Origin of the sequence: Dinoroseobacter sp. S124A (assembly GCF_049801015.1) — a bacterium.
Lineage (GTDB): Bacteria > Pseudomonadota > Alphaproteobacteria > Rhodobacterales > Rhodobacteraceae > Dinoroseobacter.
This window is the reverse complement of sequence record NZ_JBNAGD010000006.1, coordinates 113008-129091: the sequence shown is the minus strand read 5'-3', so window position 1 is coordinate 129091 and position 16084 is coordinate 113008. Positions and strand designations below refer to the sequence as shown.

General features: G+C 65.7%; 16 protein-coding genes. 11 read left to right on the top strand and 5 right to left on the bottom strand.

The annotated features are described in order from the left end of the window. Positions 1-117: 117 nt before the first annotated feature. From leuD to leuC, 3 genes are all read right to left on the bottom strand, one after another. Positions 118-723 carry a 3-isopropylmalate dehydratase small subunit gene (gene leuD, locus ACP15I_RS15990; RefSeq protein ID WP_424967098.1) on the bottom strand — a complete coding sequence of 202 codons (606 nt, stop codon included), beginning with the start codon at positions 721-723 and terminating at the stop codon, positions 118-120. Between the two features lie 452 nt (positions 724-1175). Then, positions 1176-1715: an HdeD family acid-resistance protein gene (locus tag ACP15I_RS15985; RefSeq protein WP_424967097.1), complete on the bottom strand. Its 540-nt coding sequence runs from the start codon at positions 1713-1715 to the stop codon at positions 1176-1178. A gap of 39 nt (positions 1716-1754) precedes the next feature. Then, a complete protein-coding gene (leuC, locus tag ACP15I_RS15980; RefSeq protein ID WP_424967096.1) occupies positions 1755-3158 on the bottom strand; it encodes a 3-isopropylmalate dehydratase large subunit in 1404 nt (467 codons plus the stop codon). A gap of 312 nt (positions 3159-3470) precedes the next feature. Between leuC and ACP15I_RS15975 the strand changes: the two genes are divergently transcribed. From ACP15I_RS15975 to ACP15I_RS15935, 9 genes are all read left to right on the top strand, one after another. Next, a complete protein-coding gene (locus ACP15I_RS15975) occupies positions 3471-4076 on the top strand; it encodes an SOUL family heme-binding protein (RefSeq protein WP_424967095.1) in 606 nt (201 codons plus the stop codon). Between the two features lie 208 nt (positions 4077-4284). Continuing rightward, the gene (rsfS, locus tag ACP15I_RS15970; RefSeq protein WP_424967094.1) at positions 4285-4617 is read left to right on the top strand and encodes a ribosome silencing factor; all 333 of its coding nucleotides are present in this window, start codon (positions 4285-4287) and stop codon (positions 4615-4617) included. Positions 4618-4636: 19 nt separating this feature from the next. Next, the gene (rlmH, locus tag ACP15I_RS15965; RefSeq protein WP_424967093.1) at positions 4637-5107 is read left to right on the top strand and encodes a 23S rRNA (pseudouridine(1915)-N(3))-methyltransferase RlmH; all 471 of its coding nucleotides are present in this window, start codon (positions 4637-4639) and stop codon (positions 5105-5107) included. A gap of 123 nt (positions 5108-5230) precedes the next feature. Continuing rightward, positions 5231-6748, top strand: coding sequence for a 2,3-bisphosphoglycerate-independent phosphoglycerate mutase (gene gpmI, locus ACP15I_RS15960; protein WP_424975848.1), 1518 nt, complete (start codon positions 5231-5233; stop codon positions 6746-6748). After that, positions 6745-7863 (top strand): murein hydrolase activator EnvC family protein, encoded by a 1119-nt coding sequence (locus ACP15I_RS15955; RefSeq protein ID WP_424975847.1) that lies wholly within the window; start codon positions 6745-6747, stop codon positions 7861-7863. Before gpmI ends, ACP15I_RS15955 begins: the two co-directional genes overlap by 4 nt. A gap of 7 nt (positions 7864-7870) precedes the next feature. After that, positions 7871-9202: a S41 family peptidase gene (locus tag ACP15I_RS15950; protein WP_424967090.1), complete on the top strand. Its 1332-nt coding sequence runs from the start codon at positions 7871-7873 to the stop codon at positions 9200-9202. 13 nt (positions 9203-9215) lie between these two features. Further along, a complete protein-coding gene (locus tag ACP15I_RS15945) occupies positions 9216-9698 on the top strand; it encodes an RNA pyrophosphohydrolase (protein ID WP_424975846.1) in 483 nt (160 codons plus the stop codon). Next, positions 9689-10156 (top strand): hypothetical protein, encoded by a 468-nt coding sequence (locus ACP15I_RS15940; RefSeq protein WP_424975845.1) that lies wholly within the window; start codon positions 9689-9691, stop codon positions 10154-10156. Before ACP15I_RS15945 ends, ACP15I_RS15940 begins: the two co-directional genes overlap by 10 nt. Positions 10157-10253: 97 nt before the next feature. After that, positions 10254-13205, top strand: coding sequence for an error-prone DNA polymerase (locus ACP15I_RS15935; RefSeq protein ID WP_424975844.1), 2952 nt, complete (start codon positions 10254-10256; stop codon positions 13203-13205). Between the two features lie 419 nt (positions 13206-13624). Here the strand turns inward: ACP15I_RS15935 and ACP15I_RS15930 are convergent, their stop codons facing one another. Continuing rightward, complete coding sequence (locus ACP15I_RS15930; RefSeq protein WP_424975843.1) at positions 13625-13786, bottom strand: hypothetical protein; 162 nt, start codon at positions 13784-13786, stop codon at positions 13625-13627. Positions 13787-14162: 376 nt separating this feature from the next. Between ACP15I_RS15930 and ACP15I_RS15925 the strand changes: the two genes are divergently transcribed. Both ACP15I_RS15925 and ACP15I_RS15920 read left to right on the top strand, forming a co-directional pair. Further along, positions 14163-14657 carry an N-acetyltransferase family protein gene (locus ACP15I_RS15925; RefSeq protein WP_424975842.1) on the top strand — a complete coding sequence of 165 codons (495 nt, stop codon included), beginning with the start codon at positions 14163-14165 and terminating at the stop codon, positions 14655-14657. 24 nt (positions 14658-14681) lie between these two features. Then, complete coding sequence (locus ACP15I_RS15920) at positions 14682-15389, top strand: NYN domain-containing protein (protein WP_424967226.1); 708 nt, start codon at positions 14682-14684, stop codon at positions 15387-15389. Here ACP15I_RS15920 and ACP15I_RS15915 read toward each other — a convergent pair. Further along, positions 15386-16009, bottom strand: coding sequence for a TetR/AcrR family transcriptional regulator (locus ACP15I_RS15915; RefSeq protein WP_424967225.1), 624 nt, complete (start codon positions 16007-16009; stop codon positions 15386-15388). The genes ACP15I_RS15920 and ACP15I_RS15915 overlap by 4 nt on opposite strands. Positions 16010-16084 lie beyond the last annotated feature (75 nt).

The following is a 16084-nucleotide window of genomic DNA, read 5'->3' as shown; positions in this document are numbered from 1 at the left end:
GGCGGGTCGCCCAATGCGACCCTGTTCAGCGGGCAGGAAACAGGGAAGGGGTTAAGACCGGATTAACCAAGATCCCCGGCGCGCTGATCCGCGCGCCGGCAAGGGCCTGTGGGTCAATCAGACCCAGGGGCGGGCCGCGGAGGCCTGTGCTTCGAACGCGTCGATCGAAGCGGCCTTCTCAAGGCTCAGACCGATATCGTCGAGCCCGTTCAGCAGGCAGTGCTTTTTGAACGCATCCACCTCGAAGGAGATCGAGCCGCCATCGGGGCCGGTGATGGTCTGGTTCTGCAGATCCACGGTGAGGACTGCATTGGCGCCCCGCTCGGCATCGTCCATCAGCTTGTCGACCTCTTCCTGAGGCAGGGCGATGGGCAGGATGCCGTTCTTGAAGCAGTTGTTGTAGAAGATATCCGCAAAGCTCGGTGCGATCACACAGCGGATGCCAAAATCCAGCAGGGCCCAGGGCGCATGCTCGCGCGAAGAGCCGCAGCCGAAATTGTCCCCGGAGACGAGGATCTGCGCATCGCGATACTGCGCCTTGTTCAGCACGAAATCGGGGATCTCCGCGCCGTCATCGTCGTAGCGCATCTCGTCAAACAGGTTCACACCCAGGCCCGAGCGCTTGATCGTCTTCAGGAACTGCTTGGGGATGATCATGTCCGTATCGACATTGATCAGGGGCAGGGGGGCCGCGATGCCCGTGAGCGTGTCGAACTTGTCCATCTGGTCTCTCCTCGCGCCCTGACGCGGGCGGTCTGATGTCATCGGTCGATGTCCGCGCAGCCGCGCCAGGCGCTGGGGACGGATCGCCGGTGTGATGCCTTATTTTGCAGGCCGGTGCAATCCAAAGGCTTCGCGACAAAAAAGAGCGATGCCGTGTGCGGGTGCGCTGATCCGCGTCCGTATGAACGGGCCGGTATCACCGGGTGCAGTGATCCGCAGCCAGTGGCGCTGACGAATGCGCCCACACGGACCTTGATCCGTAGACTGCCCTCAAACCGCGACGCCGGAGGTAAGGAGGGAAGGCTCCGTATTGAGCCATTGATCCAGATGGGCCGCAGAGAGCGTTTGATGGGCGGCGACGACCTGCGCTCTTGCCCACGATCGAAGGCCAGAATCTGCGATGTTTGGGGAGAAACTGGTCAGAGAGGGCGCGGTTTGCGCCCGATCCGCCGTTATTCCTTGGGCGTCTTGGCGAGCTCCGGATGGGCCCGCAGGAAGAAGCCGAGCACGGTGAAGCCCAACCCGTTAAAGAGCAGCTCGACCCCGAGAAGGACCCCAAGAAGCTGCGCCGAAGCGGTCGCGAAATTCGCGAGGATATAGCCAGCCAGAAGGATCGAGAGCGCGCCCGAGATCAGCATGGGCCAGAAGAACTGGGTCTGCTTCATGGTCCAGGCAAACACGATCCGCGCGCCGCCGCTGACGGCCAGCAGGATCGTGATCAGCAGCGCCAGCGAGATCGCGCCTTCGAGGGGGTGGAACAGGAAGGAGATGCCGAGAAACGCGGCCAGCGCCCCCATCCCGATGGAAAACAGTTTGCTGCCCATGCTCTCGGCCTGCAGACCGCCCGCGATCTGCGCGGCACCGGCAAAGAGGAACAGGGCGCCGGTGACGGCTGTGACCGCCACCGAGGCCAGAACGGTATTGCCCAGAACGATAATGCCGCAAATCAGGGAGAGCAGGCCCAAGAGAACCCATTTCATCCAGTCTTTCATGCGTCGTCTCTCCTCAGGGCTGTCCGCGTTATGGGCAGGCTACATCAGTTCGCGCACATCCGTAAGCCGCCCTGTCACGGCGGCCGCGGCGGCCATGGCCGGGCTCAGCAGATGGGTGCGGCCTCCGCGGCCCTGCCGGCCCTCGAAGTTCCGGTTCGAGGTCGCGGCGCAACGCTCCCCCGGGGTGAGCTGATCGGGGTTCATGGCCAGGCACATGGAACAGCCCGCCAGACGCCATTCGAACCCGGCCTCCTTGAAGATATCCGCCAGACCTTCTTCCTCGGCCTGCGCGCGCACAAGGCCGGAGCCCGGCACGACCATGGCGCGTTTCACGGCGATCTTCTTGCCCTTGAGGATCTCGGCCGCGGCGCGCAGATCCTCGATCCGGCCATTGGTGCAGGAGCCGATGAAGACCGTGTCGATCTCGATCTCGCTGAGCGGCGTGCCCGGGGTCAGGCCCATATAGTCGAGCGAGCGCTTGGCCGCGTCGACCTTGCCGCCGGAGAAATCCTCGGGCGCGGGGACCAGCGCGCTGATCGGCAGCACATCCTCGGGGGAGGTGCCCCAGGTCACGACGGGCGCGATATCCTCGCCCTTGATCGTGATGACCTTGTCCCAATGGGCGTCCTCATCCGAGAATAGGGTCTTCCACCAGTCCAGAGCGGCTTCCCACTGCGCGCCCTTGGGGGCGTGGGGGCGGCCTTGGACGTAGTCATATGTCTTCTGGTCGGGCGCGATCAGGCCTGCGCGGGCGCCGCCCTCGATGGCCATGTTGCAGACCGTCATCCGGCCTTCCATGCTGAGATCGCGGATCGCCTCGCCACAATACTCGATCACGTAGCCGGTCCCGCCGGCGGTGCCGGTCGCGCCGATCACCGAGAGGGTGATGTCCTTGGCGGTGACACCGGGGCGCAGCTTGCCCGTGATCTCCACCTTCATGTTCTTGGACTTCTTCTGGATCAGGGTCTGGGTGGCGAGCACATGCTCGACCTCGGACGTGCCGATCCCGTGGGCCAGCGCGCCGAACGCGCCATGGGTCGCGGTGTGGCTGTCGCCGCAGACCACAGTCATGCCGGGCAGGGTCCAACCCTGTTCCGGGCCGACGATATGCACGATGCCCTGACGGATGTCGGAGACCGGGTAGTAGTGGATGCCGAACTCCTTGGCATTCTTGTCGAGCGCCTCGACCTGGATGCGGCTGTCCTCGGTCATCTGATCGGGATTCTCGCGACCGGCGGTGGTCGGCACGTTGTGATCCGGCACGGCGATGGTCTTGTCCGGCGCACGAACACCGCGCCCGGCCATGCGCAGACCTTCAAAGGCCTGAGGGCTGGTCACTTCGTGCACGAGGTGACGGTCGATATAGAGAAGGCTGGTGCCATCCTCGGCCTCATGGGCCAGATGGGCGTCCCAGATTTTGTCATAGAGTGTGCGGGCAGTCATTTTTGTCTCTCCCGAGGTGCGGGTTGGATCATGTCAGGGGGCGATGCGCGGCGCGCGGCAGTCAGCTGTCGGCAGGCTCGGCCCGCAGGGCGGCGTGGAATCGCCACGGCATCCGCGTCCGGTCCGATATGTTGAAAACCCTATCCATGGGCAGCAGATACAACCCAAGGCCCGGACCCGCAAGACAGCAGGCTGGCCTGTCCGGGCAGAGGCTGCACATGTGTCGCACCCGGAAGATCTGGAAAAAACTGATCCAGACCCAATCTTCCTCCGTAACTCCCACAAAGTTGGCTAGACAAAGGACGCGGCGCCATGATCCGCTTGACCCATATCGCACTGATGCTCGGTCTGACCGTTGCCGCCGTGTCCGTTGGTGCGGAGGCGCAATTGTATCGTGGTTACGAGACCCCAGCCTATGAAGTCACCGTCAAGAAGGGCGATTTCGAGCGTCGGGATTACGCCCCCCAGGTCGTTGCCGAGGTGATGGTGCGTGGTGACCGCGAACAGGCGGTCTCGCGCGGGTTCCGCGTGCTGGCCGATTACATCTTTGGCGGCAATGTGGATGAGGCCAAGGTGGCCATGACCACCCCGGTCAGCCAGCAGGCCAGCGATGATGATGACGGCCCCAACCTCTGGGTGGTGCGCTTCGGCATGCCTCAGGGCTATACGCTGGACAACCTGCCCACGCCGGAATCGGCTGCGATCCGTCTGGTGGAGACCCCTGCCGAGGACCAGCTGGTCGTGCAATTCTCGGGCCGCTGGAGCGATACGCTTCTGACCCAGAAGGAGCTGGAGCTGCGGGCCTTTGCCGCCGCCCACGGGCTCGAAGCCTCTGGCGCGCCGCGCTTTTACTTCTATGACGGGCCGTTCACACTGCCCTGGACCCGCCGGAACGAAGTCGCGCTGGTCCTGAACTGATCCGCTTTCCCCTGCGGCACGCGTCATAACGCCCGCAGAGTTGAGCAAACACCGCTTCAATGCTATGCTTTGGGCAACCCTGCGCCGGGGTGGGATCGGCGTGTTGATGTAGGAGGACAGAAATCTGTCTCACATTCCCAATGCGGTTGGGGTCTCCGCTGTGACTGAAACCTCGACGCCTGGGCTGGCTGCGATGCCGTCCACGGACATGAGCGACGATATTCTCTCGCTTGTCCTTTCCTCTCTTGATCAAGACAAAGCCGAAGACATCGTGTCCATCGACCTGCAGGGCAAGTCGAGCATGGCCGATCATATGGTGATCTGCTCGGGCCGGTCCTCGCGGCAGGTTGCGGCGATCTCGGACAAGCTGGTCGAGCGCATCAAGGCCGAGCTCGGACAGAGCTGCAAGGTCGAGGGCAAAGGCCAGGGCGACTGGGTGCTGATTGATACGGGCGATGTGGTGGTCCATGTCTTCCGTCCGGAAGTCCGCGACTTCTATCAGCTCGAAAAAATGTGGATGACCCCGGCGGCGCAAGCCTGAGCCGGGGTGCTATGCGCCCATGAAAGTCACGCTTTGCGTGGTCGGTCGCCTGCGGGCGGGACCGGAACGCGACCTGATCGACGATTACCTGCAACGTTTTGACCGCACCGGGCGGGGCTTGGGCCTCGGCCCGGTTTCCGTTGTCGAGGTCGAGGACCGCAAGGGTGGCGGGTCCGAGGCCGAGGCGGTGCTCTTGCGCAAGGCGGTGCCTGCGGGCGCGGTGCTTTGCGTGCTGGACGAGCGGGGCAAGGTGATGTCCTCGCCGGAATTTGCCGGGCAGATCGCAGAGTGGCGTGATGCGGGGCGGGGCCATCTGGCGCTGGTGATCGGTGGGGCGGACGGGCTGACCAAGGCCCTGCGCGCCGAAGCAGATGCGCGTTTGTCCTTCGGCAAGATGGTCTGGCCCCATATGCTGGTCCGCGTGATGCTGGCCGAGCAGCTCTATCGTGCGGCGGCCATTCTGGCCGGAACGCCCTATCATCGGGCGTAGCACACGCGGCGACCGTCGGATTTTGAGTATTTTTGGAACAATGAGGCAGGCAGGCGCTCTGTCGAGGTTCCGATCCGCCTGTGGCTTCGGTAGAAGGCGGGTGACGAAGCAAAGGATGGTCCCATGAGCGCGCCGAAACCAGTTGTGTTGTGTATTCTCGACGGGTGGGGGCTTGACCCGGACGGGCCTGCCAATGCGCCTCTGCTGGCCGACACGCCGGTGATGGATCGGTTGATGGTGGAGTGTCCCAACGCGACGCTGACCACCTTTGGCCCGGATGTGGGCCTGCCCACGGGCCAGATGGGCAATTCCGAGGTCGGACACACGAATATCGGCGCCGGGCGCGTGGTGGCCATGGATCTGGGTCAGATCGACCTGGCGATCGAAGATGGCAGTTTCGCCGAGACCCCGGCCCTGCAGGACTTCATTGCCAGGATGCAGGCCTCGGGCGGCACCGCGCATCTGATGGGCGTGGCCTCCGATGGCGGCGTCCATGGCCATAGCGCCCATATCGTCGCCGCGGCGCGCGCAGTGGCGGTGGCGGGCGTGCCCGTGGTCCTCCACGCAATCACTGATGGTCGCGACGTGGCCCCGAAATCCGCCGATAGCTTCGTGCCCGCGCTGGAGGCCGAACTGCCCGAGGGGGCGCGGATCGGCACGGTGATCGGGCGCTACTATGCCATGGATCGGGATAATCGCTGGGAGCGGGTCTCGCGCGCCTATGGGGCCATGGCCCGGGCCGAGGGGCAGGCTGCCGACAGTGCGACCGAGGCGGTCAGCGCCGCCTATGGGCGCGGCGAGACGGATGAGTTCATCGCCCCCACGGTTCTGGCTGGGTATGGCGGGATGGCGGAGGGCGATGGCCTCTTTTGTCTGAACTTCCGCGCCGACCGCGCCCGTGAGATCCTGCGCGGCTTCGTGCAGCCGGATTTCACCGATTTCGACATCTCCGGGCGGCCGGATTTCGCGGCGGCCCTCGGCATGGTGTCCTATTCCGACGACCATGACCGCTGGCTCGGCATCGTGTTTCCCAAGCGTGAGATCGTGAACACGCTCGGCGCCTGGGTTGCCAAGCAGGGGCTGCGCCAGTTCCGTCTGGCCGAGACCGAGAAATACCCCCATGTGACCTTCTTTTTGAATGGTGGGCAGGAGGTGCCGGAGGAAGGCGAGGATCGCTACATGCCGGCCTCGCCCAAGGTCGCCACCTATGACCTGCAGCCGGAAATGAGCTCGGAGGAGGTCTCGGACCGCTTTGTCGCCGCGATCGAGGCGGGCTATGACCTGATCGTGGTGAATTATGCCAATCCAGATATGGTGGGGCATACGGGCGATCTGGAGGCCGCGAAAGCGGCTTGTGCGGCGGTGGATACCGGGCTCGGTCGCGCTTTGGCCGCTCTGGAGGCGGCGGGGGGCGCGATGATCGTCACGGCGGATCACGGCAATTGCGAGACGATGGTTGATCCCGTGACCGGTGGGCCGCACACGGCGCATACCCTGAACCCGGTGCCGGTGATCCTCGTGGGCGGGCCGGAGGGCGCGGAGCTTGCCGAGGGGCGGCTTGCGGATCTCGCCCCCACGCTGCTGGAGCTGATGCAGGTGCCGCAACCGTCCGAGATGACCGGCAAGAGCCTGCTGCGGTGAAGGCGGTTCGCACCTGTCTGATCGCGCTGGCGCTCTTGGCGAGCGGGCCTGCCGGAGCCCAGACCAACCCGGATCCCGTGGCGCAGGCCAATGAAGCCGCCGCCCTGCTGGCCAAGGCGCGCGCCGCGCTGACGGCCGAGGCCGGGGCCTCGGACCGGATCGCGGTCCTGACGGAGGCGGTGCGCGGCTTCGAGGCCGGGCTGGAGGCCGTCCGCGAAAGCACGCGGCAGGCGGTGATCCGCGAGCAGGCGATCACTGATCGGCTCGCGGCGGAACAGGCCCGGCTCGGGGCCCTGCTGAGCGTGTTGCAGACCATTGGTCAGACACCGGAGCAGGCGATGCTGCTCCATCCCGATGGTCCGCTCAGCCTGGCCCGCGCGGGTATGCTCGTCTCCGAGGTCACGCCCGCCGTGGCGGCTGAGGCGGCTGAGCTGCGCGCGACGCTTGAGGAGCTCAACCGGATCCGCCGCACCCGCACCGTGGCCGCGGCCCAGCTCGAACAGGCGCTGCTGGATATTCAGGCGGCCCGGGTGGCGCTGGCCGATGTGGTGGCCCAGCGGGTTCGCCTGCCGCAGGAGAACGCACCGGATCCGGTGTTGCTGGGCGTGCTGTCGGCCTCCAGCGCGACCTTGCAGGAATTTGCCGCGCAACTCGGTGCTCTGGACGGGCCCGCGGCTCCAAACGCGGATTTCGAAGCCCGGCAGGGGGCGCTGCCCCTGCCCGTGGCCGGACGGGTCCTGCGGGCCGCGGGCGAGCCGGATCTTGCGGGCATCGAACGGCCCGGTCTGGTGCTCGCCGCTCCGGCGCGCGCCCTTGTAACGACCCCCGCTGCGGCCACCGTGCGCTATGTGGGAACCCTGCTCGACTACGGAAACGTGATCGTCCTTGAACCCCAAACCGGCTATTTGCTTGTTTTGGCGGGGGTCGATGATCTTTATGTTGATGCAGGAGAGGTCTTGTCCCCGGGCGCTCCGCTTGGCCTCATGGGCGGCAGACCGCAAACCCAGATCGGTTTTGCCAGTGGTCAAACCCGGCAAGAGACGCTTTACTTGGAACTCAGAAACGGCGGCGAACCGGTCGACCCGGGAACGTGGTTCGTGACAGACAAGGATTGAAACGCAGATGAAGAACTTCGTTATGGCCGCGCTTGGCGGCACCGTGGCCGGCGCACTGCTGACAACCCAGATCGCCGGACCGCTGCTGGCGCAGGAGAATGCGCGCAAGACCTCTGTCTATGAGCAGCTCGACCTGTTCGGTGACATTTTCGAGCGGATCCGCGCGCAGTATGTGGAGCAGGTCGAAGAGGGCGAACTGATCGAGGCGGCGATCAACGGCATGCTGACCTCGCTGGACCCCCATTCCAGCTATCTGCCGCCCAAGGATTTCGGCGATATGCAGGTCCAGACCCGTGGCGAGTTCGGCGGGCTCGGGATCGAAGTGACCCAGGAAGACGGCTTCGTGAAGGTTGTCTCGCCCATCGATGACACCCCGGCCGCCGAGGCCGGGATCGAGGCGGGGGATTTCATCACCCATGTGGATGGCGAGAGCGTGCTGGGCCTGACCCTTGACGACGCGGTGGGCATGATGCGCGGGCCCGTTGGGTCCGAGATCGTGATCACCGTGGTGCGCGAGGGCTTTGACGAGCCTTTCGACGTGACGATCACCCGCGACACGATCAAGCTGACGGCTGTGCGCAGCCGCACCGTGGGCGACACGGTGGTGATGCGTCTGACGACCTTCAACGACCAGACCTATCCCAACCTCGAAGAAAAGCTCGCCGAGGAAGTCGCCGAGCTGGGCGGGATGGAGGCCGTGAATGGCTTTGTCATCGACCTGCGGAACAACCCCGGCGGGCTCCTGACCCAGGCAATCAAGGTCTCGGACGCCTTCCTCGACAAGGGCGAGATCGTCTCAACCCGGGGGCGCGATCCGCAGGATGGTGAGCGGTTCAATGCGACCGAGGGCGATCTGACCGAGGGCAAGCCGATTGTCGTTCTGATCAATGGCGGGTCCGCCTCGGCGTCCGAGATCGTCGCGGGCGCGCTGCAGGATCACCGCCGCGCCATCGTCGTGGGCACCAAGAGCTTCGGCAAGGGCTCGGTCCAGTCCGTCGTGCCCCTGCGCGGCGACGGCGCCATGCGCCTGACCACGGCGCGCTACTACACGCCGTCGGGCCGCTCGATCCAGTCGCTTGGCGTGTCGCCGGACATCGTGGTCGCCCAGCCCTCCCGTCGTCCCGATGCCGAGGAGGAGGTCGACAATCGGCCCAGCCGCTCCGAGGCGGATCTGCGCGGCTCTCTGGACAACGACTCGATCTCCGAGGACGAGCGTCAGCTTCTGCTCAAGGAGCAGCAGAAGGCCGAGGATGCCGCGAAACTGCGGGACGAGGATTATCAGCTCGCTTATGCCATCGACATCCTCAAGGGCCTGAACGCTCTCGGGCCGACGGACTGACCATAGGCGCGCCATGACACCGGAAGAGATCTCAGCACTGCCCTATCGCAAATGCGTCGGGGTGGTGCTGTGGGATGGGGCGGGCCGGGTCTTTACCGGTCAACGCTTCGACAGCGAGCTGCCCGCCTGGCAGATGCCCCAGGGCGGGATCGAGACGGGCGAGGATGCCCGGACCGCTGCCCTGCGCGAGTTGGGCGAAGAGACCGGGGTCATGCCCGATCTGGTCGAGGTCGTGGCCGAGGCGCCGGACTGGATCTCCTATGACCTGCCGGTTGAGATCGTGCCACGCATCTGGAAGGGTCGCTACAAGGGGCAGACCCAGCGCTGGGTCCTGATGCGGTTTCAGGGCACGGATGCGGATATCAATATCGAGACGGCCCATCCGGAGTTTTCCGAGTGGCGCTGGCTGGAACCGCCCAAGGTTCTGGCCTCTATCGTGCCGTTCAAACGCGATGTTTATGAACAGGTGTTCAAGGCTTTCGACGCATGGCTCTGATCCGGGCGCTTCTCTTGGGGCTGCTGGTGACGCAGCCGGCCCATGCCCTGAGCTGCCTGCGGGCGGATGCGGTGCGCAGCTATCTCGACCGGGCGGAGCGCCCGGATCAGGTTGTGCTGCTGGGCACGTTCGATTTCACGCCGGGGGCGCTGGACCGCCCGGACGGTACGATGACCCGGATCCCCGAGGACAAACAGGTTGCCGGCCAGTTCCGGGGCGAAGATCTTCTGACCGGCACCCGGATCGAAGGGCCGATCACGGTTGTCAGTCATTGCATGGCGTCGTGGTGCGGGAACATGGTGCCGGGCATCCATCTGGCCTTTGGCACCCAAACCGCGGCCGGGCTCGTGGTGTCGGTCGATCCCTGCGGCACGGCGGCCTTCCCGGATCCGGACATGGCCTCCCTCGCGCGGCTCGAGCGCTGCATGGTGGACCGGGACTGCGAGATCCTCGAATAGCTTCCGACAGATCCCGGCGGCTTGACGGGCGGGCCGTGGCGTTCCATGTTTTGCGCTAGAACATAAAGTGAACAAATAGCGGGAAAACGAGTCGCCCATGTTCGTTGAACTGAGCGCTTTGTCGAATTTCACCTTTCTGACAGGCGCCTCGCATCCTGAGGAATATGCCCAGAAGGCGAGCCTTCTGGGTCTGCCCGCCCTGGCGATCGCGGATGTGAATTCCGTGGCGGGGATCGTGCGCGCCCATACCGAGATCAAGGAGATCGCGCGTCAGGTCCGGTTGCGCATGGCGGCCGAGGCCAAGGACGGCCTGATCGGTCCGGTTCATCCCGACCCCGCCCGGCAGTGCCCGCCGCCGCGTTCGGCCGCGATCCGCAACGTGCCGCGCTTCTTGCCAGCGGTGCGGCTGCACCTGCGCGAGGGGCTTGAGATCACGGCCCTGCCCGAGGACCGGCAGGCCTGGGGACGGCTGACGCGGCTGCTGACCACCGGCCAGTTGCGCGCCGCCAAGGGGGAGTGCGATCTCGGCCTCGCGGATGTGCTGGAGGGGCTCGCGGGGGTGCAACTTCTCCTCCACGGGCCGCCACAGGTCCAGACGGCGCAGCGCGGCGCGGGCGGATGGATGACACAGGCGGGCCAGTTGACGCGCCGCTTCCCCGGGGCAGTCAGCCTGCTCATGGGGCCGTCCTATGACGGGCAGGACCCGGCGCGCTTCGCCGCCTGGGCCGGGATCGCCGCGGATCTCGGCATCCCCACCGTGGCCAGTGGCGCGCCGCTCTTTCACAGCGCGACCCGCCGCCGCCTCGCCGATGTGATGACAGCGATCCGCACCGGGCGCCGGGTCGAGGCGCTGGGCCGCGCCGCCCAGGCCCATGCGGAACAGCGCCTGCGCTCCGAGGCCGAGATGCTGCGCCTGTTTCGCGGCCATGAGGCAGCGGTCCATCGCAGCGCCGAGATCGCCGCGCGCTGCGGCTTCTGCCTGAGCCAGTTGCGCTACGTCTACCCCTCCGAGGTGCAGGGCGGCGAGACCGCCCAAGAGCGCCTGTCGCGCCTCGCCCATGAGGGGCTGCACTGGCGCTACCCCGCCGGTGCCCCGACCAAGGTGCAGAACATGCTGGCCCATGAGCTGCGCCTGATCGGCAAGCTCGGCTATGCGCCCTATTTCCTGACCGTCAACGATATCGTGGCCTTTGCCCGCACCCGCGACATCCTCTGTCAGGGGCGCGGCTCGGCGGCCAATTCCGTGGTCTGCTACTGTCTCGGTATCACCTCGGTCAGCCCCGAGATCGGCACCATGGTGTTCGAGCGCTTCGTCTCCGAGGCCCGGGACGAGCCTCCGGATATCGACGTGGATTTCGAGCATGAGCGCCGCGAGGAGGTGATCCAGCACATCTATGCCCGCTATGGCCGCCACCGGGCGGGCCTGTGCGCGACGGTGATCCACTACCGCGGCAAACGGGCCGTGCGCGAGGTGGGCCGCGCCATGGGACTGAGCGGCGACACGCTTTCGGCCCTGTCGAGCCAGATCTGGGGCTTCGGCTCGGTCCGGGGCATCGAGGAGGCGCGCCTGCGCGAGATCGGCCTCGACCCCGCAGATCGCCGCCTGCGCCAGACCATCGACCTGATCTATCAGATCCAGGGCTTTCCCCGCCATCTGAGCCAGCATGTGGGCGGCTTCGTGATCACCGAAGGGCGGCTCGACGAGCTTGTCCCGGTGGAAAACGCCACCATGGAGGACCGCACGGTCCTGTGCTGGGACAAGGATGATCTCGACAGTCTCGGGATCCTCAAGATCGATATCCTTGCCCTCGGCATGCTCTCCTGCGTGCGCAAGGGGTTCGAGCTCATGCAGCAGCATCACGGGCTGGATTACGACCTCGCCACACTGCCGCCCGAAGACCCAAAGGTCTATGACATGCTCTGCCGCGCCGACAGCATCGGTGTGTTTCAGGTCGAGAGCCGGGCGCAGATGAACTTCCTGCCCCGGATGAAGCCGCGCAGCTTCTACGATCTGGTGATCCAGGTGGCCATCGTGCGCCCCGGTCCAATTCAGGGCGATATGGTCCACCCCTTCATTCGTCGCCGCAATGGCGAAGAGCAGGTGCAGTTCCCCTCGGATGCACTGGGGGAGGTCCTGTCCAAGACCCTCGGCGTGCCGCTCTTTCAGGAACAGGCCATGCAGATCGCCATTATCGGTGCCGGGTTTGACCCGTCCGAGGCGGATCGGCTGCGCCGGTCGCTGGCCACCTTCAAGAAACATGGGAATGTCTCGGAGTTCCGCGACCGGTTCCTCAGGGGCATGGCCGCCAATGGCTATGAGCGCGACTTCGCGGAGCGGTGTTTCTCGCAGATCGAAGGGTTTGGCAGCTACGGCTTTCCCGAGAGCCACGCGGCGAGCTTCGCCCTGCTGGTCTATGCCTCCTCCTGGATCAAGTGCCACCATCCGGGGATCTTTGCCTGCGCGTTGCTGAATTCGCAGCCCATGGGCTTCTATGCCCCCGCGCAGATCGTGCGCGATGCCCGGGAGCATGGGGTCGCGGTGCGCCCGGTCTGCGTCAATGCCAGCTACTGGGATTGCGTGATGGAACCGGACGGGCAGGGCGGTCTGGCCCTGCGGCTTGGGTTCCGGCAGGTGAAGGGGCTCAAGCAGGAGGATGCGGATTGGCTCGTCGGGGCGCGGGGCAATGGCTATGGCGCGGTGGCGGATCTGTGGCGGCGCGCGGGCCTTGGCAGCCCCGCGCTGACGCGCCTCGCGGAGGCGGATGCTTTTGCGGATCTGGGGTTGAGCCGGCGCGAGGCGCTCTGGCAGGCAAGGGCGGTGCAGGGGCCGAAGCCCCTGCCGCTCTTTGCCGGGGATCTGGAGGGCGAGGCCGGGGCGGAACCGGCGGTGCAGCTGCCGCAGATGAGCCTCGGTGAGGAGGTGGTGGAGGATTTCGTCGCCACTCGGCTCAGCCTGCGGGCCCATCCCGTGGCCCTGCTGCGGCATCTGCTGACCCCGGGGATGGGGGATCCGGGGCGCGCTGCAGCACCGGATCCCCGTGGGCCCTGAGCGTGGAGCGAGGGGCCAGCCCCTCGCGCTCCCCGGGATATTTGACGACTTAAGATCAGGTCAGCGGGGCGCGAGAGATCAGGCACAGGGCGGTGATCCGGGCGGTGTCTTGTGCGCGAAAGTTGTAAGACAACGACAGGCTGACGGTCTTTGGCGCAGGAATGGCGCGGAAGTTGCAGCGGTTTTGCTTTGGCGGGTAAGGCGCGTGCCAACGCGGCCCGGGTTTGCGCGGGACGACAAGTGATATGATCGTAGAGATGCAGACGACCTTTTGGCGACCAGGGAGGCCAAGTTTGGGACAGCGCCGCGCGATGCCAAAGAGGGCGGCAGGTCTGCGGCAGCGGGCCCTGCCTTGCGTTGCCCGCGGGGCGTGAAGCCAAGCCTTGAGCAGTTGCACGCGCAAGATGTGGCGCGGGGCGTCAGAAGAGGTCCGCGCCCTCGCGCCGTGTTTGCAGCAGGATCACGACGCCGCCGAACAGCACGATCGCGTTCAGCGCGGTGAGGGTTGTAATCGTCGCGAGAGACAGGGGGGTGTTGGCGAAGACGCCGGACCGGCCCATGAGGATCACCGCGCTCTGCACGCGGCCGAAGACGCGGCGTGCCAGCCCGGAGCTCGAGGCGAAAACATCGGGCTGGCGAGGTTGCAGGCGCGGATCGGGACGCTGGCGCTGCTCTCGCGGACGCAGATCGACGCGCAGAGCGGGGCTTCGGCGGACCGTTGCGTGCGCGGATCACGTCGCGCCGGGGTCCATACGGGCGCGGGGTCATTGCCGCCGCCGTGGATTTCGACCATCCTGCCCCCAACGGATGGGAGGGATCACGTCATGGGAGATCTGGCGAAGGCTATCCTTGCCTGCGGCGCATCATCGGCACTCGTTGCCTGCGTGAGTGGGGCCTGCGCCCCGGGGCACATCCTGGCCGCGATGCGTCACCGGGGGATGGGACGTCCTGTGTGCCATGACCTCTGAGGTCACGCTCCGCCGGGCGGAGCCCGCCGATTGGTCCGCGATCTGGGAGATGCTGCGTCCGGTCTTTCGGGCGGGGGCGACCTACGCGATTGACCCTGAGATCTCCGAGGCCGATGCACGCGCCTATTGGATGGCGCCGGAGCGGCAGACCTTTGTGGCCGAGGGGGCGGAGGAGCACTTGGGCACCTATTACCTTGTGGCGAATTTTGGCGGGCCCGCGGACCATATCTGCAATTGCGGCTATGTGACCGCGCCTGCGGCCCAGGGGCGCGGGGTGGCGCGGGCCATGCTCGCCCATTCCCTGGAGGCCGCGCGGCATGCTGGGTTCCGGGCGATGCAGTACAATTGCGTGGTTGCGACCAATACGCGGGCGGTGGGTCTTTGGCAGGCCCATGGGTTCGAGATCGTCGGCACCCTGCCCGAGGCGTTCCGCCACCCTGCCGAGGGGCTCGTGGACGCCTATGTCATGATGAAACGCCTGTAACGCCGGAGAGCCCCTGTGACCTCAATCCACCGTGAACGCCCGCTATTGGCCGTTCTGATCGATGCCGACAATGTCCCGGCCAAATTCGCCGAGGCCATCCTGAAAGAGATCGCGTCCATCGGCGAGCCCGCCTTGCGCCGGGTCTATGGCGACTGGTCCAGCGGGCGCTTGCGCAACTGGTCGGACAAGGTGCTGAGCCTCGGGCTGGTGGCGCATCAGGACACCGCCAACACAACCGGCAAGAACGCTTCGGATATCGGTCTGGTGATCGATGCGATGGATATCCTCCATGGCGGGCGGTTCGATGGTTTTGTGCTGGTCAGCTCGGACAGCGATTTCACCAGTCTTGCCAACCGGTTGCGCGAGGACGGCAAGGAGGTGATCGGGATCGGTGAGAAGAAAGCGCCCGAGAGCCTGCGCAATGTCTGCAACCGGTTCATCTTCATCGAGAATATTGTACAGGACCGGGGCGAAGAGACCTCGACCGCGCGCTCGGCCAACCGCGAGAAAGCGGCGGATGCGGTGCCGCTGATCCTGAACGCGATGGACGAGATCACCCAGGATGACGATTGGTACCCGCTCGGCCAGTTGGGCCAGTACATCTCGGCGGTGAACCCGGATTTCGATACGCGGAGCTATGGCCACCGCAAGCTGAGCAGCCTGATCGCAGAGCTCAAGCGGTTCGAGACCAAGAAGGTCGGCAATCAACTGGTGGTGCGGCGGCTCGACTAGGACAGCGCGGTGCCATAACGGGCGAGGAACATCTCGACCGCGCCGGACAGGACCCGTTTGACCTCTGCCGGGGTCGGTGCGGGGGGCACCCGCATCAAAAGCCGCATCTGCAGATCCGCCCGGCACAGCTCGACAAACTGGTCCGCGGCCAGGGTGAGGTCGTCGATCTCAAGCTCGCCGCGCGCGCAGGCTTCGGCGAAGTAGTCGCATAGCGCGGCCTGGGTCGCCATGGGGCCGGTGTCGTAGAACGCCTGGGCCAGTTCGGGAAAGCGCTCGCCCTCGGCAATGCAGAGGCGGAAAATCCCCAGCCCCATCACCGACAGGCTGAAGCCGATGATGGTCTCGCCCGCCTGGGTGAGGACTTGCGCCGGCTGGGCGGAGCGATCGATATCGGTCATCGCCCGGTCGGTGATCGCGCCGATCTCGACCCGGGTCACTTCGAGAAAGAGCAGCCGCTTGTCATCGAAATAGCTATAGAGCGTCGCCTTGGAGACCCCGGCCTCGCGGGCGATGTCATCCACGCTTGCGCCCTCGAACCCGTCACGCAGGAACACGCGGCGCGCTCCTTGCAGTACATCTTCATATTTCCGGCCGCGTCTGACCTGCGAGGGGACGTTCATGCAATCTCCGATCCTGAGCCGAGCATAGAGCGCCGGGCGCACCGGTCTCAAGTCCATGGTTGAAATCCGTGTCAA